At 69.4% G+C, this 23,463-nt stretch carries 23 protein-coding genes; 6 read left to right on the top strand and 17 right to left on the bottom strand.

The window, feature by feature from the left end:
- Positions 1 to 13 precede the first annotated feature (13 nt).
- The 6 genes from HQK15_RS10595 to HQK15_RS10570 all read right to left on the bottom strand — a co-directional run bounded on the left by HQK15_RS10595 (position 14) and on the right by HQK15_RS10570 (position 6,399).
- Complete coding sequence (locus HQK15_RS10595) at positions 14 to 811, bottom strand: GNAT family N-acetyltransferase (RefSeq protein WP_173491429.1); 798 nt, start codon at positions 809 to 811, stop codon at positions 14 to 16.
- A 103-nt stretch (positions 812 to 914) separates the two neighbouring features.
- Positions 915 to 2,060, bottom strand: coding sequence for a flavodoxin-dependent (E)-4-hydroxy-3-methylbut-2-enyl-diphosphate synthase (ispG, locus tag HQK15_RS10590; RefSeq protein WP_173491428.1), 1,146 nt, complete (start codon positions 2,058 to 2,060; stop codon positions 915 to 917).
- A complete protein-coding gene (locus HQK15_RS10585; RefSeq protein WP_173491427.1) occupies positions 2,057 to 3,355 on the bottom strand; it encodes a M50 family metallopeptidase in 1,299 nt (432 codons plus the stop codon). Before HQK15_RS10585 ends, ispG begins: the two co-directional genes overlap by 4 nt.
- Positions 3,352 to 4,554 carry a 1-deoxy-D-xylulose-5-phosphate reductoisomerase gene (gene dxr / locus HQK15_RS10580; protein ID WP_173491426.1) on the bottom strand — a complete coding sequence of 401 codons (1,203 nt, stop codon included), beginning with the start codon at positions 4,552 to 4,554 and terminating at the stop codon, positions 3,352 to 3,354. Before dxr ends, HQK15_RS10585 begins: the two co-directional genes overlap by 4 nt.
- A 145-nt stretch (positions 4,555 to 4,699) precedes the next feature.
- The gene (locus HQK15_RS10575; RefSeq protein ID WP_173491425.1) at positions 4,700 to 5,488 is read right to left on the bottom strand and encodes an ABC transporter permease; all 789 of its coding nucleotides are present in this window, start codon (positions 5,486 to 5,488) and stop codon (positions 4,700 to 4,702) included.
- Positions 5,485 to 6,399: an ABC transporter ATP-binding protein gene (locus tag HQK15_RS10570; protein ID WP_173491424.1), complete on the bottom strand. Its 915-nt coding sequence runs from the start codon at positions 6,397 to 6,399 to the stop codon at positions 5,485 to 5,487. Before HQK15_RS10570 ends, HQK15_RS10575 begins: the two co-directional genes overlap by 4 nt.
- Before the next feature lie 138 nt (positions 6,400 to 6,537).
- Between HQK15_RS10570 and HQK15_RS10565 the strand changes: the two genes are divergently transcribed.
- The 3 genes from HQK15_RS10565 to HQK15_RS10555 are packed head-to-tail and all read left to right on the top strand — an operon-like array spanning position 6,538 to position 9,374.
- Complete coding sequence (locus tag HQK15_RS10565; RefSeq protein ID WP_173491423.1) at positions 6,538 to 7,686, top strand: sensor histidine kinase; 1,149 nt, start codon at positions 6,538 to 6,540, stop codon at positions 7,684 to 7,686.
- Complete coding sequence (locus tag HQK15_RS10560; protein WP_173491422.1) at positions 7,683 to 8,336, top strand: response regulator transcription factor; 654 nt, start codon at positions 7,683 to 7,685, stop codon at positions 8,334 to 8,336. The genes HQK15_RS10565 and HQK15_RS10560 overlap by 4 nt, the downstream gene beginning before the upstream one ends.
- A 51-nt stretch (positions 8,337 to 8,387) precedes the next feature.
- Positions 8,388 to 9,374 (top strand): SDR family NAD(P)-dependent oxidoreductase, encoded by a 987-nt coding sequence (locus HQK15_RS10555; RefSeq protein ID WP_173491421.1) that lies wholly within the window; start codon positions 8,388 to 8,390, stop codon positions 9,372 to 9,374.
- 15 nt (positions 9,375 to 9,389) lie between these two features.
- Here the strand turns inward: HQK15_RS10555 and HQK15_RS10550 are convergent, their stop codons facing one another.
- Positions 9,390 to 9,767 (bottom strand): Lsr2 family DNA-binding protein, encoded by a 378-nt coding sequence (locus HQK15_RS10550; RefSeq protein ID WP_173491420.1) that lies wholly within the window; start codon positions 9,765 to 9,767, stop codon positions 9,390 to 9,392.
- Between the two features lie 61 nt (positions 9,768 to 9,828).
- Positions 9,829 to 11,163: a flavin monoamine oxidase family protein gene (locus HQK15_RS10545; RefSeq protein ID WP_173491419.1), complete on the bottom strand. Its 1,335-nt coding sequence runs from the start codon at positions 11,161 to 11,163 to the stop codon at positions 9,829 to 9,831.
- 163 nt (positions 11,164 to 11,326) lie between these two features.
- Between HQK15_RS10545 and HQK15_RS10540 the strand changes: the two genes are divergently transcribed.
- Positions 11,327 to 12,703: an aspartate aminotransferase family protein gene (locus HQK15_RS10540; protein ID WP_173491418.1), complete on the top strand. Its 1,377-nt coding sequence runs from the start codon at positions 11,327 to 11,329 to the stop codon at positions 12,701 to 12,703.
- A gap of 16 nt (positions 12,704 to 12,719) precedes the next feature.
- Here the strand turns inward: HQK15_RS10540 and HQK15_RS10535 are convergent, their stop codons facing one another.
- Genes HQK15_RS10535 through HQK15_RS10520 form a run of 4 tightly spaced genes read right to left on the bottom strand, consistent with a single transcriptional unit; the run spans position 12,720 to position 16,722 of the window.
- Positions 12,720 to 13,547: an ABC transporter permease gene (locus HQK15_RS10535; protein ID WP_173491417.1), complete on the bottom strand. Its 828-nt coding sequence runs from the start codon at positions 13,545 to 13,547 to the stop codon at positions 12,720 to 12,722.
- Positions 13,544 to 14,422: an ABC transporter permease gene (locus tag HQK15_RS10530; RefSeq protein WP_173491416.1), complete on the bottom strand. Its 879-nt coding sequence runs from the start codon at positions 14,420 to 14,422 to the stop codon at positions 13,544 to 13,546. Before HQK15_RS10530 ends, HQK15_RS10535 begins: the two co-directional genes overlap by 4 nt.
- 1 nt (position 14,423) lies before the next feature.
- The gene (locus tag HQK15_RS10525; RefSeq protein ID WP_173491415.1) at positions 14,424 to 15,578 is read right to left on the bottom strand and encodes an ABC transporter ATP-binding protein; all 1,155 of its coding nucleotides are present in this window, start codon (positions 15,576 to 15,578) and stop codon (positions 14,424 to 14,426) included.
- Positions 15,562 to 16,722, bottom strand: a complete 1,161-nt coding sequence (locus HQK15_RS10520) for a polyamine ABC transporter substrate-binding protein (RefSeq protein WP_173491414.1) — start codon at positions 16,720 to 16,722, stop codon at positions 15,562 to 15,564. Before HQK15_RS10520 ends, HQK15_RS10525 begins: the two co-directional genes overlap by 17 nt.
- Before the next feature lie 157 nt (positions 16,723 to 16,879).
- Here HQK15_RS10520 and HQK15_RS10515 point away from each other — a divergent pair, with 157 nt between their 5' ends.
- Positions 16,880 to 17,359 (top strand): Lrp/AsnC family transcriptional regulator, encoded by a 480-nt coding sequence (locus tag HQK15_RS10515; protein WP_173491413.1) that lies wholly within the window; start codon positions 16,880 to 16,882, stop codon positions 17,357 to 17,359.
- Positions 17,360 to 17,376: 17 nt separating this feature from the next.
- On the opposite strand, the gene HQK15_RS10510 is transcribed toward HQK15_RS10515, so the two are convergent.
- Together HQK15_RS10510 and HQK15_RS10505 are read right to left on the bottom strand one after the other, a co-directional pair.
- The gene (locus tag HQK15_RS10510; RefSeq protein ID WP_173491412.1) at positions 17,377 to 17,829 is read right to left on the bottom strand and encodes an AMP-binding protein; all 453 of its coding nucleotides are present in this window, start codon (positions 17,827 to 17,829) and stop codon (positions 17,377 to 17,379) included.
- Entirely contained in the window at positions 17,829 to 18,548 is a 720-nt protein-coding gene (locus HQK15_RS10505; RefSeq protein WP_173491411.1) for an enoyl-CoA hydratase, read from the bottom strand. Before HQK15_RS10505 ends, HQK15_RS10510 begins: the two co-directional genes overlap by 1 nt.
- 105 nt (positions 18,549 to 18,653) lie before the next feature.
- Between HQK15_RS10505 and HQK15_RS10500 the strand changes: the two genes are divergently transcribed.
- Positions 18,654 to 20,366: a TIGR03767 family metallophosphoesterase gene (locus HQK15_RS10500; protein WP_173491410.1), complete on the top strand. Its 1,713-nt coding sequence runs from the start codon at positions 18,654 to 18,656 to the stop codon at positions 20,364 to 20,366.
- 41 nt (positions 20,367 to 20,407) lie between these two features.
- On the opposite strand, the gene HQK15_RS10495 is transcribed toward HQK15_RS10500, so the two are convergent.
- The 3 genes from HQK15_RS10495 to HQK15_RS10485 form a co-directional block, all read right to left on the bottom strand.
- Positions 20,408 to 21,199, bottom strand: coding sequence for an HAD family hydrolase (locus HQK15_RS10495; RefSeq protein WP_173491409.1), 792 nt, complete (start codon positions 21,197 to 21,199; stop codon positions 20,408 to 20,410).
- 4 nt (positions 21,200 to 21,203) lie between these two features.
- Positions 21,204 to 22,331, bottom strand: coding sequence for a dual-specificity RNA methyltransferase RlmN (rlmN, locus tag HQK15_RS10490; RefSeq protein WP_173491408.1), 1,128 nt, complete (start codon positions 22,329 to 22,331; stop codon positions 21,204 to 21,206).
- 147 nt (positions 22,332 to 22,478) lie between these two features.
- Positions 22,479 to 23,462 carry a zinc-binding metallopeptidase family protein gene (locus HQK15_RS10485; protein WP_173491407.1) on the bottom strand — a complete coding sequence of 328 codons (984 nt, stop codon included), beginning with the start codon at positions 23,460 to 23,462 and terminating at the stop codon, positions 22,479 to 22,481.
- Position 23,463: the final 1 nt, after the last annotated feature.

Genomic DNA, 23,463 nt, shown 5'->3' with positions numbered 1-23,463 from the left:
CTGCGGAGCCGCGTCAGAGCAGGATCGACGCGAACGTCGCGGTGTGCTCGAAGCCCGCCCGCTCGTAGGCACGCCGGGCCGCGGTGTTGTGGTCGTTGACGTAGAGGGTCACGACCGGAGCGACGGTCTGCCGCACCAGGCGGACGACCGCCGCGACCGCCGGAGCGGCGATGCCCTGCCCCCGCAGGTCGGGGTGCACGTAGACGCCTTGCAGCTGGCACGCGTAGGGCGTCGCGGCCCCCACCTCGGTCTTGAAGACGACCTCGCCGTCCTCGATGATCGCGAACGACCAGCCCTGCGAGATCAGCTGCGCGACCCGGGCGCGGTAGCCGCTGCGGTTGCCGGCCTCGGGGTCGACGCCGACCTCCTCGGTGAACATCGCCACGCAGGCCGGGTAGACGGTGTCGAACTCGTCGATCAGGACCGGCCTGACCCGCGGGTCGGGGCGCAGCCGGCTGTCGTGGTCGATGACCATGAACGGCTGGTCGATCCGCGGCGAGCGGGCAGGGCCCCAGCGCGGCTCGAGCAGCTTCCACAGCGGGAGCACCGTCTCGCGGGGTCCGACGATCGACGACGGCCGGACGTTGTCGGCGAGCACCCGGTCGGCGAAGGCCTCGATCGCCCGGGGCGTGGCCTGCACCGGCACGACGTTGGCGCCGGCGTGGCACGCCGAGACGAGCACGCCGTCCTCGAAGTAGCCCCACACCTGGCCGCCGAGCCAGCGGGTCTGCAGCTTGGTCGAGTCGACGCGGTTGCGGACGAACAGGTTGACCAGCGGGTCGCGGTCGAGCAGGGCGTGCAACTCGGGCATGTCACGGGGCGTCAACGCCCGCACATGCGTCGTCGTCTTGAGCACGGAGCCTCCCCGGTGAGTTGGATACAGCGTACGTGGGGAGAGGTCCCCGGCGAGGGACTCAGCTCACCGTGACGGCGGCCGAGCCGCCCTCGATGGGCTCCATGTCCTCGGCGAGGCGCATGGCCTCCTCGATCAGGGTCTCGACGATCTTGGACTCGGGGACGGTCTTGATGACCTCGCCCTTGACGAAGATCTGACCCTTGCCGTTGCCGGAGGCCACGCCGAGGTCGGCCTCCCGGGCCTCGCCAGGACCGTTGACGACGCAGCCCATGACGGCGACGCGCAGCGGGACCTCGAGGCCCTCGAGGCCGGCGGTGACCTGCTCGGCGAGCGTGTAGACGTCGACCTGCGCGCGTCCGCACGACGGGCACGAGACGATCTCGAGCTTGCGGGGCCGCAGGTTGAGCGACTGCAGGATCTGGATGCCGACCTTGACCTCCTCGACCGGCGGAGCCGAGAGCGAGACGCGGATCGTGTCGCCGATGCCCTTGCTGAGCAGGGAGCCGAACGCCACGGAGCTCTTGATCGTGCCCTGGAACGCCGGACCGGCCTCGGTGACGCCCAGGTGCAGGGGCCAGTCGCCGGCCTCGGAGAGCAGCTCGTAGGCCTTGACCATCACGACGGGGTCGTTGTGCTTGACCGAGATCTTGAAGTCGTGGAAGTCGTGCTCCTCGAACAGCGAGGCCTCCCAGACGGCCGACTCGACGAGCGCCTCGGGGGTCGCGGCGCCGTACTTGTCGAAGATGCGCTTGTCGAGCGACCCGGCGTTGACGCCGATGCGGATCGAGACGCCGGCGTCCTTGGCCGCCTTGGCGATCGCGCCGACCTGGTCGTCGAACTTGCGGATGTTGCCGGGGTTGACGCGGACGGCCGCGCAGCCGGCGTCGATCGCGGCAAAGACGTACTTCGGCTGGAAGTGGATGTCGGCGATGACGGGGATGTTGGAGTGCCGGGCGATCTCGGGCAGCGCGTCGGCGTCGTCCTGGCTCGGGCACGCCACACGGACGATGTCGCAGCCGGCCGCGGTGAGCTCGGCGATCTGCTGCAGGGTCGTGTTGACGTCGGACGTCAGCGTCGTGGTCATCGACTGGACCGACACGGGCGCGTCGCCCCCGACGTCGATCGAGCCGACCTTGATCTTGCGGGTCTTGCGTCGCGGTGCGAGCACCGGCGGCGGCATCGCGGGAAGTCCGAGATCTGTCATGAGAGGCTCACAGGGTTGACGATGTCGGCGTAGATCAGGATCACACTCATCAGCATAAGGAGAGCACCCACGCCGTAGGCGACGGGCAGCATCTTGGCGACGTCGACGTAGCCCGGGTCGGGACGGCCGCGCAGCTTGGCGATGCCGCGACGGACCGCCTCCCACAGGGCGCCGGCGATGTGGCCGCCGTCGAGCGGCAGCAGCGGGATGAAGTTGAACATCGCGAGGAACAGGTTGAGCCCCGCGAGCAGCACCAGGACGCGCTGGGCGCGCTCGGACCACGTCGGGTCGTCGATCGTGAACGACTCCCCCGCGACCCGGCTGGCGCCCACGACGCTGATGGGCCCGTCGGCGTCGCGTTCGCCGCCGAACGCCGCCTTGGTGACGTCGACCATGCGCACCGGCAGGTGCCAGATGGCCTTGGCGGTGCCCTCGACGTAGTCACCCATCACCTGGGCGACGTAGATCGGGCCCTGCCGCTCCATCTCCTCGGTCGGGGACACACCGAGGAAGCCGACCTCGACGGTCTTGGTGGGGTCGTCGAGGTCTGCCCGCGCGAGCACCGACGTGGCGACGGTGGCGGTCAACGTCCTGCCGTCGCGGACGTACTCGATCGTCGCCTGCTTCGACCCGTTGGCGCGGATGCGCTGCGAGAGCGTCTCCCACGACGAGATCTCGGTGCCGTTGAACCCCGTGATGCGGTCGCCCGGCTCCAGGCCGGCCTTGCTGGCAGGCGTCTCGGGATCGTCGGCCGTGCACGTGCGACCGGCCTCGGCGTCGCTGATCGCGCAGTCCGACACGGCCTGGACGGTCGTGGTGGGCGTGAGCGCCCCGAAGCCCATGAAGACGATCGCGAACAGGAACACCGCGATGATGATGTTGACGGTGGGTCCGCCCGCCATGACGATGAGCTTCTGCCACCACGGCTTGCGGTAGAACAGCCGATCGAGGTCCTTGTCCTCCACGTGCTCGTACTCCGCGTCGCGGGCGTCGGAGATCAGCTGCGTGAACAGGCCGGTGTTGGTCTTGCGCACCTCGTGCGGGTCGGCGCCCTTGGCCGGCGGCAGCATGCCGACGAGCTTGACGTAGCCGCCGAGCGGGATCGCCTTGAAGCCGTACTCGGTCTCGCCGCGCTTGGTCGACCAGATGGTGTTGCCGAAGCCCACGAAGAACTGCGTGACCTTGATGCCGAACTTCTTGGCGGGATACATGTGGCCGAGCTCGTGCAGGGCGATCGACAGCACGACGCCCAGGACGAACACCACCACGCCGAGGGTGTAGATCAGGGCGTTCATCGTTGCTCCACCAGCTCCGTGGCCCGCTGCCGGGCCCATGTGTCGGCGCCGAGCACGCCGTCGAGGGTCATGTCCTGGCGGGCGGCGTCCGGGTCGGACAGGTGCTCGTCGAGGACGGCGCCCACCGTGTCCACTATGCCGAGGAAGTCCAAGTGCCCGCCGACGAACGCGTCGACGCACACCTCGTTGGCCGCGTTGAAGACGGCGGGGCCCGTGCGGCCGAAGGTGCCGGCACGCCGCGCGAGGCTCACGGCCGGGAACGCCTCGTCGTCGAGCGGGAAGAACTCCCAGGTCGCCGGCTGCGTCCAGTCGCACCCGGCCGCGGCGTCGGGCACCCGCTCGGGCCACGCCAGCCCGAGGGCGATCGGCAGCTTCATGTCGGGCGGCGACGCCTGCAGCATGACGGCCCCGTCGACCATCTCGACCATCGAGTGGACGATCGACGGCGGGTGGACGACGACCTCGATGCGGTCGAAGCCGATGTCGAACAGCAGGTTGGCCTCGATGACCTCGAGCCCCTTGTTGACCAGCGTCGCGGAGTTGATCGTGATGACCGGGCCCATGTCCCACGTCGGGTGCGCCATCGCCTGCTCGGGCGTGACGTCGGCGAGCTCGGCGCGCGTCCGGCCGCGGAACGGGCCGCCGCTCGCGGTGACGATGAGCTTGCGGACGTCGTCGCGACGCTCTCCCCGCATGGCCTGGGCCAGGGCGGAGTGCTCGGAGTCGACCGGGACGAGCTGGCCGGGCTTGGCCGCTCCGGTCACGAGCTCGCCGCCGATGATGAGCGACTCCTTGTTGGCCAGCGCCAGCGTCACGCCGGTCTCGAGGGCCGCCAGCGTGGGCAGCAGGCCGACGGCACCCGTCATGCCGTTGAGGACGACGTCGCAGGGGGTGCGGGCCACCTCGGTGGCGGCGTCGGGGCCGGCCAGCAGCCGCGGCACCCGGTGGTCGCCGTGCGCGTAGTCCTGGCGCTGCGCCTCGGCGTAGAGGGCAAGCTGGACGTCCTCGGCCGCGCTGGCGCGAGCCACGGCCACGAGGGGCACGTCGAAGGCGATCGCCTGCTCGGCCAGCAGCCGCGGGTTGCTGCCGCCGGCGGCGAGCGCGACGACCTCGAAGCGTTCGGGGTTGGCGGCGATCACCTCGAGGGCCTGGGTGCCGATCGAGCCCGTCGAGCCGAGAATGGCCACACGCTTGCGCATGCGGCCATTGTGGCACCCGGACGACGTCACGCCCGACCGGATCGACGACGGCGACGCGCCCCTGGAGCGCGTCGCCGTCCCTGTGCTGACCGGACCGGGTCGGGGCGTCAGATGTCCTGTCGTCGGCCCCGACCGGTCCGGAGTCTCATTTGACCTCGGACTTGAGCACCGCCCAGATGCCGAAGGTCATGGGGATCACGAGCCAGATCAGGCCGGAGGTGCCGATCTGCGCCCACTCCTCGCCGCTCGGTCCGCCGTCGAACAGCGGAAGTGTCGCGTCGTTGAAGTCGATCCAGGGCTGGAGCTTCTCGAACCAGTCCTGGCTGAAGGCCAGGAAGCCGAGGATCGAGGGGATGACGAACGAGTAGACGAAGTAGCCGACGATCGCTCCGGCGGAGTTGCGGATCAGCACGCCGAGCGTGAAGCCGATCAGCAGCCCGAGCACGTTGGCCAGGATGATCGTCACCAGGTTGACGAGACTGGTGTCCCAGACCGGGTCGACCCCGGCGATGGCCGATCCCCCGATGTTGCCGAGCGCGCCGATCGCGTAGGCGATCAGCATGCCGGCGATGCCGACGATGATCGCGGCGATCGCCTTGGCGGCAATGATGGAACCGCGGTGGGGCACCAGGGTGAACGTGATCAGCCCGGTGCGCTGGCTCCACTCGCTCGTGACCGAGAGGATCGCGATGACGGGCAGGACGATCGCCATCGGGATGCCGATGCCCTGGGCGAACAGCCCGAAGCTCAGGTCGTCACCGTCGGCGAAGATGATGATCGCGACGGTCGCGATCGCCGCGACGATCGCGATGCTCAGCATCAGCCAGAAGCCCGACCGCGTGTTGAACATCTTGCGGAGCTCGACCTTGATCAGCCGGCCGAGCGGGACGCCGGGACGCGCCGTGTCGATCGTGATGGGGGCTGCGGTGCTCATGCTCCTGCTCCTTCGGGCGTGATGGTCTCGCGCTGGGTCTCTGCGGTGAGCTGGAGGAACATCTCCTCGAGCCCGGCGCCCTCGGCGGGTCGCAGCTCGACCAGCGCGACGCCGGCGGCTGCGGCCGCCTTGCCGACCGTGGCCGGGTCGGCCTCGGTGCGCAGGCCGCCGTCGCCCGAGGGTGCGGACGTGAGGCCCGCAGACGTGAGCGCGTTGGCAAGCGCCGAGGGGTCTCCGGCCTTCACGAACGTGCCGGCGGTCTGCAGCAGCTCGGCCTTGGTGCCCTCGGCGACGATCTTGCCGTTGCCGATGACGATGATCTCGTCGGCGATGACCTCGATCTCGTGCAGCAGGTGAGACGAGAGCAGGACCGTGCCGCCGCGGTTGGCGTACTCGCGCAGGAGCCCGCGCATCCAGTGGATGCCGGCCGGGTCGAGGCCGTTGGCCGGCTCGTCGAGGATCAGGATCTTGGGGTCCCCGAGCAGCGCGTTGGCGATGCCGAGGCGCTGCCGCATGCCCAGCGAGTAGTTCTTGACGCGGCGCTTGGACTCCGAGGGCGTGAGGCTCACGAGCTGGAGCATCTCGTCGACCCGCGACATCGGCAGGCCCATCGTCAGGGCGCTGAGCGCGAGGATCTCGCGGCCGGTGCGACCGGCGTGCTGGGCCGACGCGTCGAGCAGGACGCCGATCTGCGTGCCGGGGTTGGGGATGTCGGGGTAGTTGACCCCGCTCACGAGAGCGGAGCCGGAGGTGGCCGGTGTCAGACCCGCGATGATGCGCATGGTCGTGGACTTGCCGGCGCCGTTCGGGCCGAGGAACCCGGTGACGGCTCCGGGGCGGCACTCGAACGAGACGTCGTCGACGGCACGGTAGCCGCCATAGGTCTTGGTGAGTCGGTCAACGGTGATCATGACTCCACCCTCGCCCATCGAGCGAGTCGCGTCATCCACCTGGGGGCCCGTGTTCTCTAGCCGAAAGTATGAGGGAGGGTCAGACGTTGAGCCGTGTCCGGCGGGACGCGGCACCTCTAGCCTTGGCATGTGCCCCCGATGACCGAACAGCCCGACCTCGGACGGTGGAGCCACGTCTGGCGCTATGCGCTCGTCCTGGTCATCTCGGGCGTCGCCTGGTTCGAGCTGCTGCAGTGGCAGTGGGACAACGAGCGGTGGTGGTTCTGGACCGACCTGGCTCTGGGGCTGCTGAGCCTGGCGCTGCTGCACTGGCGACGCTCCCGCCCGGTGCAGGTCGCGGTGGTCATCAACCTGTTGACCTTCGTGTCAATGTCGCCCGGTGGACCGGCCACGCTGGCCCTCGCCTCGCTGGCGACCCGTCGCCGGTGGCGCGAGGTCATCCCGGTCGGCCTCCTGTCGCTCGTCGCCGGGCTGACCCTCGAGACCGTCAACCCCGTGGGCTCCGACCCGTTGGCGGTGACGATCCCCCTGGTCGTCCTGGTCGTGGCGGTCACGATCGGCTGGGGCATGTACATCGGGTCGCGGCGCGAGCTGCTGGCCACCCTGCGGGAGCGGGCCGAGACGGCCGAGCAGGAGCAGGCGGCGCGCCTCGGGCAGGCCCGTACGGCCGAGCGGTCGCGGATCGCCCGGGAGATGCACGACGTGCTCGCGCACCGCATCTCGCTCGTGACGATGCACGCCGGGGCGCTCGCGTACCGCGACGACCTGTCGGCACAGGAGATGCGGACCACCGCCGGCATCATCCAGGACAACGCCCACCAGGCGATGGTCGAGCTGCGCGAGGTGCTCGGCATCCTGCGAGACGGCCCCGGTGACGCGGCGCCGGAGATGCCGCAGCCGTCGGCGACTGACCTCCCCGATCTCATCCTCGAGGCCCGCCGGTCGGGCATGCGGGTCCGGACCGACCGCGACGTCGCCCTCGAGACCATCCCGGAGATGCTCGGCCGCACGGCCTACCGCGTCGTCCAGGAGGGCCTCACGAACGCCCGCAAGCACGCGGCCGACACGCTGGTGACGGTCAACCTCCGGGGTGGACCCGACGCGGGTCTGGTCGTCGAGGTCCGCAACCCGCTGCGAGTCGGGTCGGGGCGCTCGCAGGCGCCCCAGTCGGGCCTCGGCCTGGTCGGGCTGGGCGAGCGCACGGCTCTCGCGGGCGGGCGCCTGAGCCACCGCGTCTCCCCCACCGACGAGTTCGTCCTCGAGGCGTGGCTACCGTGGCCGCCATGACCGTGCGCGTGCTCCTCGCCGACGACGACGCGCTCGTGCGCGCGGGCCTGGCGCTGATCCTCGGGGGCTCGTCCGACATCACCGTCGTCGGCGAGGCGACCAACGGTCGCGAGGCCGTCGAGACGGTGCGGGCCGGCGGGGTCGACGTCGTGCTGATGGACATCCGCATGCCGGTGATGGACGGCATCGCCGCGACGGCCGCCGTGCTGGCCCTGCCCGCGCCGCCGAGGGTCATCGTGCTGACGACGTTCGACGCCGACCAGTACGTCGTCCGCGCCCTGGCCGCGGGCGCCACCGGGTTCCTGCTCAAGGACACTCCCCCGGCCGACATCGTCGACGCCATCGCGCGGGTCGTCACTGGCGAGCCGATGCTGTCGCCCACCATCACCGAGCAGCTGATCCGTCAGGTGACCGACGCGGCACCGGACGGACGGGCCGACGAGGCCGTGGCCCGGGTCGCCGGGCTGACCGAGCGCGAGCGCGAGGTCGCCGTGGCGATCGGTCGAGGATCGTCCAACGCCGAGATCGCGGTGGCCCTGCACATGAGCGTCGCGACCGTGAAGGCGCACATCTCCCACATCTTCACCAAGCTCGACGCGAGCAACCGCGTGCAGGTCGCGATCGCGATGCACGACGCCGACCTGCTCTGACCGGTCCTGGCCCCGGAGGCGTTCTCACGCCCGGCGACCTACCGTTGACCCATGCGCCTCCCCCTGACGTCCTGGCTCGACACCGCCCTCGACAAGGCCCTGCTGCCCGGCTACTCGGCGATCGGTCCGGCACTGCGCCGCCGCTGGTGGGCCGACGACCCCGATCCGCAGGCGCTCGTCGGGCGCCACGTCGTCGTCACCGGCGCGAGCAGCGGTCTCGGCCGGGCGGCTGCCCTGGGCATCGCCCGCCTGGGTGCCACGGTCCACCTCGTCGGACGCGACGCCGAACGGCTCCGGTCGTCCGCCGAGCTGATCCGCCGTGACGTCCCGGACGCCGACCTGCTTCCCGAGGTGTGCGACGTCAGCGACCTCGACGCCGTGCGCGCGTACGCCGCGGACCTGCGCCGACGGGTGCCCGTGCTGCACGCGATCGTGCACGACGCCGGCGTCATGCCGCCGCATCGCACCGAGACGGCCCAGGGGCACGAGCTCGCGCTCGCCACGCACGTCATCGGCCCGCTGCTGCTGACCGAGGAGCTGCGTGGCTGCCTGGCCGCCGCCAGCTCGCCGCGTGTGGTCGTCGTGTCGTCGGGCGGCATGTACTCGGCCCCGCTGGACGACTCGATCGGCGGCGACGTCGAGTACGAGCGCGGCGCCTACGAAGGCATCCGGGCGTACGCCCGCACCAAGCGGATCCAGGTGACGATGACCGAGCTGCTGGCGGGCCGCTACGCGGGCGACGGCATCACGGTGCACAGCATGCATCCCGGCTGGGCCGACACCCCCGGCGTCACCGAGTCGATGCCACGGTTCGCCAAGGTCCTCGGTCCGGTGCTCCGCTCGCCGGAGCAGGGCGCCGACACGATCGTGTGGCTCACCGCGTCGCCGGCGGCCACCGCGTCCACGGGGCAGTTCTGGTGCGACCGCAGCCCCCGTGCGACCTATTACCTGCCGGGGCAGGCAGATGATCCCGCGGTGCGTCGCAGCGTGTGGGCGTACGTCTGCCGGGCAGCCGGCGTCGACAACGTGCCGGCCTGAGCGTCGACGCCCGCCTCAGGAGTGGGCGGCGTTGAAGGCCTCGATGACCTTCGACGGTGCACGACGGTTGTCGCTGACCTCGTGGCCGTTGGCCCTGGCCCACTCGCGCAGGTCGTGGATCGTGAACCCGTCGCGGATGGTCACGCCGGCGCCACCACGGCCGCCGCGACCGCGGCGCGGTGCGGGGGCGACGTCACGGACCTCCTCGGCGCCGTCCAGCAGCGTGTCGAGGAACTCGTCGACCTCGCGCTTGGACGCGCTGGAGAGGTAGAGGTCGTATGTCCGCCCGCGCAGCAGGTAGCGCTCGGGCGGCGTGTGCGGGGGCAGCTCCTGGCCGTCGTAATCGTCGATCACCGTGACGATCGGCTCGGGGACGATCTCGCGCTTGGGCATGCGGTCTCCTTCGGGTGGTCGCGGTCAGGATAGTGCAGATCAGTCGGGTCGGACGGTCTGGTCAACCCGTCGGCGCGGCCCAGACGTCGCGGATCGGGACGTCGTGTCCCAGGATGTTCACGGCCGCCCGGTGGCCCGAGCACAGCGCCGCGGTGACGGTGGCCGGGTCGTCGGTCCAGGTCGCCTCGCCCGCGAGGTGCAGCACGCCGCCGACCGGGGTGGCCAGGTCGTCGTGGTCGGCCGTGGTCGAGCCCACCGTCATGAAGGCGTAGGAGCCGCGGGCGTAGGGATCGTCCTGCCAGGCGGTGACGTGCACGTGGACCGGCTGCTCGACGCGGTCTCCGTAGAGCCGTCGCAGCTGGTCGAGCACCGACTCGACGACCCGTCCGTCGCCCCATCCACGGGTCGCGCGTGCCGCCGGGCCCGCGGCAAAGGTCAGCAGCGTCGGGGTGCCGTGCAGCGCGGTGACGTCGTACCAGGAGTGCCACCACTCGCCGTGGTGTCCCTGCTGCCGGACGGCATAGACGTCCTCGTCCCAGAACTTCGTGCCGAACCGCAGGAAGACCTTCTCGAAGGCGTTCATCTCCAGGCGCGACAGCGCGCCCGCGACCGGCTCGGGCAGCGCCGGCTCGATGACGAGGTCACCGCTGTGCAGGACGCCGACCGGCACCGTGACGACGGCCGTGTCGGCTGCCCACGTGCCCGTGTCGCTGCGGACCACGACTTTGTCGTCACCCCACTGCACGTCGGTGACGACGTGCTGGAGGCGGATGTCGAGGCCCGCCGCGAGGTGCTCGGGCAGGCGGTCGTAGCCGTCGGGGAACACGACCTCGTCCCCCTCGATCGAGTCGTCGTCGAGACCGTGGGCCGCGAGGTCGTCGATCCACGCGCCGTACTGCTCCTCGGTGCGGTGCCGGACGAACTCACGCACGCGCTCGACCCGTGCGGGCGCCCAGCCCTGGCTCTCGATGGCCTGGTCGGTCACGTCGAGGTAGGAAGCGTCGGGGGCGGAGGCCGCGATGACGTCGACGAGCGCGGCGTCGACCGTACGGACGTCGTCGGCGAACTGCCGCGCCTCGTCGTCGGGGAGCCGCTCGCCGTCAGGGCCGTAGTAGGCGATGGGGCGGCTGTCGGGCTGGTAGCCGCCGACCGTGAACTCCATCATGGGCATCGCGAACGCGCCCGCCGCCGCGGCCACCGGGCTGTCGGCGATGCCGTGGATCCACGACGCGCCGAGGTCGGTGACCAGCCCGTCGGAGCGGTCGGTCCAGACCCGTCCGCCGATCCGGTCGCGGGCCTCGAGCACCACGACCCGTCGTCCGGCACGTGCCAGCAGGCGCGCCGCCGTCAGCCCGGCCACGCCCGCCCCGACCACGATCGTGTCGTACCGGTCCATCTGCGCCCCTCTCCCCCACGGGTGCCCGTGCGGTGGTCCGACGCTACCGATACCAGCGCCCGCCTGCTCAGTCTCCCGCATCGGCAACGGATTCCGAAGTAAACAATGGATGACACGACGAAATCCCTTGTATTGACACCCCACACCTCGTGATACTGGGACCATGGACACCGAAGACTTCGACCGACTCCAGAAGGCCGGCAAGCGCCACCTGTGGATGCACTTCTCGCGGCACGGCGCCTACGACGACGCCCACGACATCCCGATCATCACCAAGGGTGACGGCATGTATATCTGGGACGCGAAGGGTCGCAAGTACCTCGACGGTCTCGCCGGGCTCTTCGTCGTCCAGGCCGGCCACGGGCGGCGCGAGCTCGCCGAGGCTGCCGCGAAGCAGGCGGCCGAGCTGTCGTTCTTCCCGCTGTGGACGTTCGCGCACCCCAACGCGATCATGCTCGCCGAGCGGATCGCGTCGTACGCACCGGGCGACCTCAACCGGGTGTTCTTCACGACCGGCGGCGGTGAGGCGGTCGAGACGGCGTGGAAGCTGGCGAAGCAGTACTTCAAGCTGACCGGCAAGCCCTCTAAGACCAAGGTCATCAGCCGCCAGGTCGCCTATCACGGCACCCCGCACGGCGCCCTGTCGATCACCGGCATCCCGGCGATGAAGCAGATGTTCGAGCCGCTCGTGCCGTCGACGTCGCACGTGCCCAACACCAACTTCTACCGAGCGCCCGAGCACGGCGACAACATCGACGACTTCAGCCTGTGGGCCGCCAACCGCATCGAGGAGGCGATCCTGGCCGAGGGCCCCGAGACCGTCGCCGCGGTGTTCCTCGAGCCGGTGCAGAACTCCGGGGGCTGCTTCCCTCCCCCGCCCGGCTACTTCCAGCGCGTCCGCCAGATCTGCGACCAGTACGACGTCCTGCTCGTCTCGGACGAGGTCATCTGCGCGTTCGGCCGCCTCGGCGAGATGTTCGGCGCGACGAAGTTCGACTACCAGCCCGACATGATCACGTGCGCCAAGGGCCTCACGTCCGGCTACTCGCCGCTCGGCGCCATGATCGCCTCCGACCGCCTCATGGAGCCGTTCCTGCAGGGCAACAACTCCTTCGCCCACGGCTACACGTTCGGCGGTCACCCCGTCTCGGCCGCGGTCGCGATGGCGAACCTCGACATCTTCGAGCGCGAGGACCTCAACGGTCACGTGCGGCGCAACGAGGGGGCGTTCCGCGGAACGCTCGAGAAGCTGCTCGACCTCGACATCGTCGGCGACGTGCGCGGCGACGGCTACTTCTACGGGATCGAGCTCGTGAAGGACAAGGCGACCAAGGAGACCTTCGACGACGACGAGTCGGAGAAGCTGCTGCGTGGGTTCTTGTCCAAGGCCCTGTTCGACAACGGCCTCTACTGCCGCGCCGACGACCGCGGCGACCCGGTCATCCAGCTGTCACCGCCGCTGATCGCCGACCAGTCCCACTTCGACGAGATGGAGCAGATTCTCCGCTCGGTGCTCACCGAGGCCCAGGGCCTCCTCTAGCCCCGGGGATCGGGGGTCAGGCGGCGAGGGCCTTCTCCTGGCGGCGACGCGCGAGCTCGCCGACCAGCACGATCGTGATCGCGATGACGAACATCGCGGTGCCGATGACGTTGACCTCCATCGGGACGCCGCGCTGGTTGGCGCCGTAGACGAACATCGGGAACGTCACCTCCTGGCCGGAGTTGAGGTTCGTGATGATGAAGTCGTCGAACGACAGCGAGAAGCTCAGCAGCGCCGCCCCCACGATGCCGGGCAGCACCAGCGGGAACGTCACCCGCCAGAACGTCTGCGCCTCGGTCGCGTAGAGATCCATCGCCGCCTGCTCGAGGTTGTCGTCGAGCCCGCTGAGTCGAGCCTTCACCGTCACCACGACGAACGACAGGCAGAACATCACGTGGGCGATCAGGATCGTCCAGAACCCGAGCTGACCGCCGAACCCGGCCGCCACGAAGAGCGCCAGCAACGACGAGCCCATCACGATCTCCGGCGAGGCCATCGGCAGGAAGATGATGATGTTCGCGGCCTTGCGGCCCACGAAGCGGTGCCGCACCATCGCGAACGCCGCCAGCGTGCCGAGGATCGTCGCAATGACGGTGGCGCACAGCGCGATGTAGATGCTGAGCATCACCGAGTCGAGCATGCCGTCGGCCCACCGGCCCGGGTGCAGCCAGTTGTCGAAGGTGAACTGCTGGAACTTGTAGACGTTGCGCGACTTCGAGCTGTCGTTGAAGCTCATCAGCACCACGATCGCGATCGGCACGAACGTGTAGATCAGCACCAGGATGCCGAGCCCGAGGATCAGGTGCTTGCCGATCCAGCGCTTGGCCCGCGTCAGCGTGTTCATACCAGGTCCTCCGTCCCTGCGGTGCGGACGTACATCAGGACCGCTCCGACGATGATGATCATCAACGTGACCGACAGGGCGCCCGCCGCGGCATAGTCACCCTGGGTCGTGAACAGGCTCTGGATCGTGTTGCCGACCATCCGCGTGTTGGGGCTGCCGAGCAGCTGCGCGTTGACGTAGTCGCCTGCCGCCGGGATGAACGTCAGCAGGGTGCCGGCGACGACACCGGGCATCGACAGCGGCAACGTGACCTTCAGGAACCCGCGCAGCGGCGAGGCGTACAGGTCGCTGGACGCCTCGATCAGGCGGATGTCGATCTTCTCCAGGCTCGCGTAGAGCGGCAGCACCATGAACGGCAGGAAGTTGTAGGTCAGGCCGGCGATGACCGCGAACGGCGTCGCGAGCAGCCGGCCGTCGTCGCCGAGCAGGTGCACGGTCTGCAGGGCGTCGACCACGAAGCCGTCGTCGGCGAGGATCAGCTTCCACGAGAGCGTGCGCAGCAGGAACGAGGTGAAGAACGGTGCGATGACGAGCACCAGCATGAGGTTCTTCCACCGGCCCGCCTTGAACGCGATCGCGTAGGCCAGCACGTAGCCGATGACCAGGCACAGCGCCGTGGCGACGCCGGCGTACCAGAGCGAGCGCCAGATCTGGCCCTTGTACTGGTCGATCGCGTCGACGTAGTTGCTGAAGTGCCACGTCATGTCGTAGCCGGTGAGCACCGACCCCTTCGGGTCGAACAGGCTCGTGGAGATCAGCGAGTAGAACGGGATGACGAAGAAGACCGCGAGCCACAGGGCTCCGGGCAGGATCAGCCAGTAGCCGGTGAGCTTGCGCTTGGCCTTCGGCGCCGCCACGTCGTCGAGCGTCGCCACGTCAGTCCTCCTCGATCCCGGCCTTGGCGTCCTGGCTGGCGTCGAGCAGGAAGGCGTACTCGGGTCGCCACGAGATGTCGACCTTCGTGCCGACCGGGAGCATCGCGCGGGCCCCGGTGTTCTGCTCGAAGACCATGAGCTCCTGGTCCCACGGCATCCGCACGGTGTACTGGGTGCTGACGCCGACGAAGCTGACGTCGGTCACGTAGCCACCGGTGATGACGTCACCGGGGGCGTCGATCGGCTGGCCGGCTTCAGCGATCAGCACCTTCTCGGGGCGGATGCCGAGCCAGCCCTTGCCGGACTCCGAGTGGGCCCGGTCACCCGGGACCGACGCGAGGGCGCCCTGCACGCGGACCTTGACCTGGTCGCCGTCACGCCCCTCGATCTCGCCGGCGATCAGGTTGGACTGGCCCAGGAAGTTGGCGACGAACGTCGTCCGCGGGTTCTCGTAGAGCTCGATCGGTGCGCCCATCTGCTCGATGACACCCTGGTTCATGACGGCCACGGTGTCGGCCATGGTCATGGCCTCCTCCTGGTCGTGCGTCACGTGGACGAACGTCAGGCCGACCTCGGTCTGGATGCGCTTGAGCTCCAGCTGCATGCCGCGACGCAGCTTGAGGTCGAGGGCGCCCAGCGGCTCGTCGAGCAGGAGCACCTCGGGCTTGTTGATCAGGGCTCTGGCGAGCGCGACACGCTGCTGCTGGCCGCCCGACATCTGCGGCGGCTTCTTGTGCGCCTGCGACGTCAGCTCGACCAGCTCGAGCATGTCGGCGACCTGCTTCTTGACGTCCTTGATGCCGCGGCGCTTGAGCCCGAACGCGACGTTGTCGGCGATGTCGAGGTGCGGGAAGAGCGCGTAGTTCTGGAAGACGGTGTTGACCGGCCGCTTGTAGGGCTTCTCGTAGGTCACCTCGGTCTCGCCGAGGTGGATCGTGCCGGACGTCGGCGTGTCGAGGCCCGCCACCATCCGCAGCGTCGTCGTCTTGCCACAGCCTGACGGGCCCAGCAGGGCGAAGAACTGGCCCTGCGGCACCACCAGGTCGAGCGACTTCACGGCGGTGAACGTCGCGTACTCCTTGGTCAGCTGCGAGAGCCTGAGGTCGCGGGACCCTGCTCGCGCGGTCGACGTCGTCGCCTCAGCTGCTGGTGACATCGGCAAAATCCCCTTCGTAGGTGCGCATCGTGGACTCGTCGAGCGCCATGAAGCGGTGGGTCTCGGACAGCGTCTTCTCGGTCGGGAAGATCAGCTCGTTCTCGACGTTGTCGGGATTGACCTTCTCCATCGCCTCCTGCGCGCCCTTGACCGGGCAGATGTAGGAGTTGTAGTCGGCGAGCTTCGCCGCGACCTCGGGCTGGTAGTAGTAGTCGATCCACTTCTCGGCGTTGCCCTGGTGGGTCGCGAGGTTGGGCACGATCATGTTGTCGGCCCAGATCATGATGCCCTCCTCGGGCGGGATCCAGACCAGGTTGTCGTCGCCGGCGTTGGCGATGTCGCCCGACCACGCCTCGCACGCGACGACGTTGCCGGAGGCGAGGTCCTGGACGTACTCGTTGCCGGTGAACGAGCGCACCTGGCCGTCGCTGCGCGCCTTCTTGAGCAGGTCGATCGCGTTCTGCCACTCGTCGTCGCTGAACTTCTCGGGGTCTCCCCCGTTGACCATCAGCAGGAAGCCCATCGTGTCGCGCATCTCGGTCAGCAACGAGATGCGGCCCTTGAGGTCCTTGCGGGTCAGCAGCTCCTTGAACGACTTGATCTCGCCGACCTTGCTCTTGTTGTAGGCGATGCCGGTCAGGCCGCTCTGCCACGGCGCGGAGTACTCCCGCTTGGGGTCCCACTCGGGCGCCTTCAGCGAGTCGATGATGTTGGCGTGCAGGTTGGGCACGTTCGCCGCGTCGAGCTTCTGGATCCAGCCCACCTGGATCATGCGCGCGGCCATCCAGTCGGTCAGCGAGAACAGGTCGCGCTTGGACGAGCTGCACGAGCCGAGCTGGTTGGAGACCTTGGCGAAGAACTCGTTGTTGTCGTTGACGTCGGCGGTGTAGGCGACCTTGATGCCGGTGTCGCGCTCGAACTGCGTCTTGGTCGACACGTAGTCGCCGTCGTCCTCGTCGATGTACTCCGGCCAGTTGGAGTAGACGAGTCGCTTGTCGGTGTCGGAGACGTCGTCGGCGACGCACGTCGTCGGGTCCTGCTCCCGATCGGGAGTGTCGAACAACGTCAACATCCCGGCACTCGCCCCGAGCGCGGCCACCCCTCCCACGCCCTTCAGCACCGTTCGTCGGTCAAGACCCGCCATGCGCCACCCTCGCTTCTCCCCTTGTCCCACGCATACTCGCAACATTGGGGGGTCAGCACAAGGGATTCCGGCGTTAAGAGTGTGTTTCGCCATGGAAAACGTCATCAACACCGGCCAAAACGTCGAGGGGTCGGCGCTCGTGGGGCATGATGTCGTCATGAGCGACCGCAAGCCGACCACGGTACGGGGCCAGAACCTCGACGAGACCGCCAAGCGCATCATCGAGCTGCTCCAGGACGACGGACGCCTGTCCTACTCGGCGATCGCCAAGGAGGTCGGCCTGTCGGAGGCCGCCGTCCGCCACCGCGTGCAGAAGCTCATCGACGGCGGGGTCATGCAGGTCGTCGCCGTCACCGATCCCCTGCAGATGGGCTTCGCCCGCCAGGCCATGATCGGCATCAAGGTCAGCGGCAACGTCCGTGAGGTCGCCGCCCGGCTGTCCGCGATGGAGAAGCTCGACTACATCGTCATCACCACGGGACGCTTCGACATCCTCGCCGAGCTCGTCGCCGAGAGCGACGACGAGCTGCTCGACATCGTGTCGGAGCAGATCAGCGCGCTCGACAAGGTCGTGACGACCGAGACGTTCGTCTACCTGCGCCTGGAGAAGCAGACGTACGCCTGGGGCGTCCGGTAGCGGCTCGATCGGCCCGGCTAGAAGCTGATCGCCTCTCCGGCTTCCAGCTGCGTGATGATGTCGGGATAGGCGCCGCGGAGGCGGTCCTCGTACGCGTCCGGGTCGCTCTCCGGGGCGGGGTGCGGCTCCGCGCGGCCGGCCTTGTCGAGCACGTCCCAGGTCACCTCGGTGTCGGGCGCGTGCAGGACGGGCGGCGTGCCCACGAGGCGGAAGTCGCCGGTCTCCGACGGCAGGCCACCGATGCGGGCCAGGGCGAGCACCGCGATGACCAGGTCGCGTCCCGGCGGGAGGTCGACCTTGACGTGGGTGCCGGCCTCGACTCCCATGTGGTGCAGCCCCGCACCGATGCAGGCCGACTCGTGGAGCAGCTGGGCGTACGACTTGGTGCCGAGCTCGTCACGGATCGCGATGTCGTCGGCCAGTCCGTGGATGACGTGGGTGTCGAGGATGCGAAAGACCAGGCTCGTCATCATCGCCCCTCGAAGACGGGGGCGCGCTTCTCGAGGCGGGCCTGAGCGGCCTCCTTGACGTCTGCGCTCTCCCAGACCGCTCGGAAGCTCTGCTCGATCACCTCGTCGTCGGCCGGCGACCCGTTGAGCACCAGCTTGCTGTGCGCAATCGCGAGCGGTGCGAGGGCCGCGATCTCGTGGGCCCACGCGACGGCGTACTTGAGGCCGCCGTGGGCGTCGGCCAGACCGCAGTCGATCGCCTGCTTCCGGTCGAGCGTGTCGGCCGAGAGCATCAGCCGGCGCGCCGGACCCATGCCCGCGAGCTGGGCCAGCGTGCGGATCGTCCAGGCGTCGACCGCCATGCCGTTGCGCGCGACGGGCACGGCGAACTTCGCCTTGTCGTCGGCCACCCGCAGGTCGCAGGCCATCGCGAGCTGGGTGCCGGCACCGATCGCGGGGCCGTTGACGGCGGCGATGATCGGGACCGGGAGCTTCGTCAGGTGGTGGAGCATCCCGTAGAGCGCGTCGAGGAAGTCCGGGCCGTAGACGCCACTCAGGTCGGCTCCGGCGCAGAACGCCGATCCCTTGCCGGTCACGACGAGCACGCGGGCCCCATCGGCGACAGCCTGGTCGGCGGCCTCACGGATGGCGTTGCACAGCTCGAGGTTGAGCGCGTTGCGGCGGTCCTCCCGCTGCAGCTCGATGATCACGACGTTCTCGTCGCGGGTGGTGGCGATCATGGGTCTCCTCCGGGTCGCCCCCACGCTATCGCCGACCCGAAGGGGCCCGCGCACCCGCCATATGACCTGTGAGTAACCTCACACGCGCTGGGTCGTTGAGCCGGTATGACGATCTCCCGCCGTGACCTCATCCGCACCGGTGCCGTGGTGGGAGGAGTCGCCGCCGTCGGGCTGCGCCCAAGCACCGGATGGGCGGCGCCCGGCCTGGTGGCACCGCAGTACACGACCCTCGACAGCTGCTTCACCCGCGGACCGGCCGGGACGGGCGGCTACTCCAAGGTCATCTCGGCGAGCGGCGAGGCCCACACGGTGCGCACCGACCTCGGCGTCACGGCCGGCAGCAACCGCGCCACGACCCGGACCGCCGTACTGAGCTTCGCTCACCTGACCGACGTCCACATCATCGACGCCCAGTCGCCGTCGCGCGTCGAGTACGTCGACCGGCTCGAGGACACCTACGGCGGCGCACCGACGCTCGGCGGCCTGCTCTCGTCGAGCTACCGACCACAGGAGATGCTCACGCCGCAGGTCGCCGACTCCATGGTGCGGGCCGTCAACCGGGTCGGCCGCGGCCCGGTCACCGGCCAGGCCCTCGCCTTCGCGATCCAGACCGGCGACAACTCCGACAACTGCCAGTACAACGAGGTGCGGTGGAACATCGACGTCCTCGACGGCAACCGCATCACCCCAGACTCCGGCAGCACCACGAAGTACGAGGGCGTCGCCGACACCAAGGCGTCCGACGTCCATTACTGGCACCCCGAGGGCCCGCGGAAGCCCGGCGACCCCGAGGACTTCTACACCGCGAAGTTCGGCTTCCCCCGCGTGCCGGGCCTGCTCGACGCGTCCCGTCGCTCGTTCGAGCCTGAGGGCCTCGACATCCCGTGGTACTCCGTGTTCGGCAACCACGACGGTCTCGTCCAGGGCAACTTCCCGCAGACGCTGCCCCTCACGGTGCTCTCGACCGGCGGCATCAAGGCGACCGCGCTCCCGCCGGGGCTCTCGCAGGCCGACGTCGTCTCGAGCTTCCAGTCCGGCAGCGCCACGGCGCTCCTCGGGGCGGTCTCGCTGACGTCGGTGACGATCGTGACGCCCGACTCCAAGCGTCGTCACCTCACCCGCGGCCAGGTGGTCGACGAGCACTTCAAGACGTCGGGCAGCCCGGTCGGTCACGGGTTCACGGCGCAGAACAAGCAGCGCGACACCGCCTACTACTCGTTCGACCAGGGCCTCGTGCGCTGCGTCGTCCTCGACAGCGTCAACCCCAACGGCTACGCCGACGGGTCGATCGACAAGCCGCAGCACACGTGGCTGAAGAGCCTGCTCGCCGCGTCGACCGACAAGTACGTCATGGTGTTCAGCCACCACACGTCGGCCACCATGACCAACCCGTTGATCGGCACGGGGCTCGACCTCAACCTGCGGGTGCTGGGCGACGAGGTCGTCGCCACGCTGCTCGCCAGCAGGAACGTCGTCGCGTGGGTCAACGGCCACACGCACCGCAACCAGGTCACCGCACATCGCAGCGCCGACGGTCAGAGCGGCTTCTGGGAGATCAACACCGCCTCGCACGTCGACTTCCCCCAGCAGTCGCGGCTCATCGAGCTCGCCGACAACCGCGACGGCACGCTGTCGATCTTCACCACGATGCTCGACCACGCGGCGCCGGCGTCGACGGTGTCGCTCGCCGACTCCCTGCAGCTCGCGGCGATCGCGCGGGAGCTGTCGGCCAACGACCCGCAGCTGCGCCAGTCGGCCCAGGAGGGCGCGGCGGGCGACCGCAACACCGAGCTGCTGCTCGACGACCCACTGACCTGAGCGTGGGTTGCCCCGGGCGGCGCCTCAGGCGGGCCGCGCCATCAGAGCAGTGACTCGAGCAGCTGCGCGACGCCGTCGTCGTCGTTGGACGGCAGCACGTCGTGCGCAGCCGCCAGCACGTCGGGGTGTGCGTTGCCCACGGCGTACGCACGCCCGACCCAGCCCAGCATCGGGAGGTCGTTAGGCATGTCTCCGCACGCCCAGACCTCCGACGCGTCGATGCCGTGACCGGCGCACCAGGCCGACAGGCCGCTGGCCTTCGTGACGCCGGGTGCCGTCATCTCCGCGAGGCCCACTGCCCCGGAGTAGCCGAGCTCGACGCGATCGCCGACGACCGCGAGGACGTCCTGCAAGAACACCTCGGGGTCGGAACCGGGTGACCGGGCCAGGAGCTTGCCGACGGCCGTCGTGGAGATCTCCTCGAGCGATCCGACCACGTGGCCGTCGGAGTGCTCCTGGGCGTAGACGTAGTGCGACTCGGCACCCATGCCGTCGGCCCGTTCGACCGCGAACGCGATGCCCGGGACGGCGGCCCGCAGGTCGGCGATCACGGCCCTCATCAGCACCGGGTCGTGCCCGCGAGAGGCCGTGACCTCGCGGGCAGCGACGTCGTAGACGAACGCACCGTTGCCGCAGATCGCGATGCCGTGGCCACCGACCGCGTCGGCGAGCTCGTCGAGCCACCGCGGCGGGCGGGCCGTCACGAACAGGGTCGGGATGCCCGCCCCCTCCGCTGCGGCGATGGCCTCACGGGTGCGCGCCGACAACGTCCCGTCGGTGCGCAGCAGCGTGCCGTCGAGATCTGTCGCGACGAGACGAGGACGTGCCGACACCTGGCTACTCCGCCGCAGCGAGCTGGCCGCACGCTCCGTCGATGTCGCTGCCGCGGGTGTCGCGGACCGTGGCCGGAATGCCCTTGGCCTCGAGCCGACGGACGAACTCGCGCTCGTCCTCACGGCGTGAGGCGGTCCACTTCGACCCCGGGGTGGGGTTGAGCGGGATCAGGTTGACGTGCACCCAGCCCCAGTCGCCGAACGACTGCAGGACGTCGCCGAGCAGGTCGGCCCGCCACGCCTGGTCATTGATGTCGCGCATCATGGCGTACTCGATCGAGACGCGACGCTTGGTCTTGTGGGCGTACTCCCACGCTGCCTCGACCGTCTCGTTGACGGACCAGCGGGTGTTGATCGGCACGAGCTCGTTGCGCAGCTCGTCGTCGGGGGCGTGCAGCGAGAGGGCCAGCGTGACGGGGATGCCCTCGTCGGCGAGCTGCTTCATGCGCGGCACGAGGCCGACCGTGCTGACCGTGATGTTGCGGGCCGACATGCCGAGGCCGTCGGGCGTGGGCGCGACCATGCGGCGGACGGCACCGATGACGGCCTTGTAGTTGGCCATCGGCTCGCCCATGCCCATGAACACGACGTTGGACAGGCGTCCCGGTCCCCCGGCCACCTCGCCGCGCGCCATCCTGCCAGCGGCGTCGACGACCTGGTCGACGATCTCGGCGGTGCTCATGTTGCGCTCGAGGCCGCCCTGGCCGGTCGCGCAGAACGGGCAGGCCATGCCACACCCGGCCTGGCTGGAGACGCAGATCGTGGCGCGGTCGGTGTAGCGCATCAGGACCGACTCGACGAGGGCGCCGTCGAACAGCCGCCACAGCGTCTTGACGGTGGTGCCCTTGTCGGCCTCCATCGTGCGCACGGGGTTGAGCAGGGTCGGGAGGAGGTCCTCGACGATGCGGTCCTTGCTCGCGGCGGGCAGGTCCGTCATGTTGGCGGGGTCACGCTCGAGGCGGGCGTAGTAGTGGTTGGCGACCTGCTTGACCCGGAACGCCGGCTCACCGAGCGCCGCGGCGGCAGCCGTACGTTCCTCACCGGTCAGGTCGGCGAGGTGACGGGGAGGCTTGAGGCGACCGCGCTTCTGCTCGAAGACGAGCGGGAGCGGGTTGGGGTTGACGGAGGACACGGCCCCATTCTCGCATTCAGCCCCGAATCCCCCGAATCCCCGAGCTCCCCAACCCGCGACCCGACCCGCGAGTGGCGCAAGACGACGTTTCTGAGACGGCGTGTCGTCCGCTTCTGCGCCACTCGGGGTGCGCTCTGCGCCACTCGATCAGCGGCGCGGCAGGTCCGCCACGAACTGGAGCTTGTCGAGCACGGGCGTCGGGATCACGAACGGGTAGAGCGCACCCTTGCCCATGCTGCGATTGATCTGGTTGAGAGCGATGCTCAGCGGGATCCACACTCCCACGACGAGATCACGGAACGAGCTGAAGCTCTGCGGCGAGGCGACCGTGGCCAGCCCGTGCGCCGACGCGGTCTCGATCGTGTCGCAGATGTGCAGGTAGTGCGCGAACGTCTCGGCGAAGTCCTCGAACGGGTGCATCGTGGCGTACATGCTGATGAACCGCTTCTCCCAGCCCGCCGGGGGCCCTTCGGAGTAGTGCCGCTCGATCGCGTCGGCGTAGCTCTCCTCCTCGTTGCCGAAGAGCTCGCGGGCCTTTCCGATCAGGTCGCCGCGGACGTGCTGCCACTCGATGTAGTGCCCCACCTCGTGCCGGAAGTGCCCCAGCATCGTGCGGTAGGGCTCGTCGAGGTCGACGCGCACCTTCTCGCGGTGGGCGTCGTCGCTCTCGGCCAGGTCGAGCGTGATGATGCCGCTCTCGTGGCCGGTCGTGACGTCCTCGGCGACGCTCGACAACAGGTCGAACGCGAGACCGTTCTCCTCGTCCTGGCTGCGCGGCACGATCGGGAAGCCCAGCGTGTCGAGCTCGACGACGAGACGGCGCTTGGCCTCCTCCGCGATCTTGTACTCCCGCAGCCCGACGATGTCCTCGTCGCTCGGGCGCGTCCGGGTCAGGCCGCAGCTGAAGCAGTAGCCACCCGGGAACTCCGTGAGCCACGTGCAGCCCGACAGGTTGAGGTTCTTGCAGACGTGCCAGATGCTGCCGTCGGCGTCGACGTACTGCCCCTTGTCGTCGACCGGGACGATCGCCCGCTCCTCCCGGGAGAACCCGAGGTTGGTCTTGCACGAGACGCAGATCGAGTTCTCGAAGTACAGGGCGTTGCCGCACACACGGCAGGAGAAGGCTTTCACC

This window comes from Aeromicrobium stalagmiti, assembly GCF_013283745.1.
GTDB lineage: Bacteria > Actinomycetota > Actinomycetes > Propionibacteriales > Nocardioidaceae > Aeromicrobium > Aeromicrobium stalagmiti.
The sequence above is the reverse complement of the archived record's forward strand: the minus strand, read 5'-3'. Positions and strand labels throughout refer to the sequence as shown.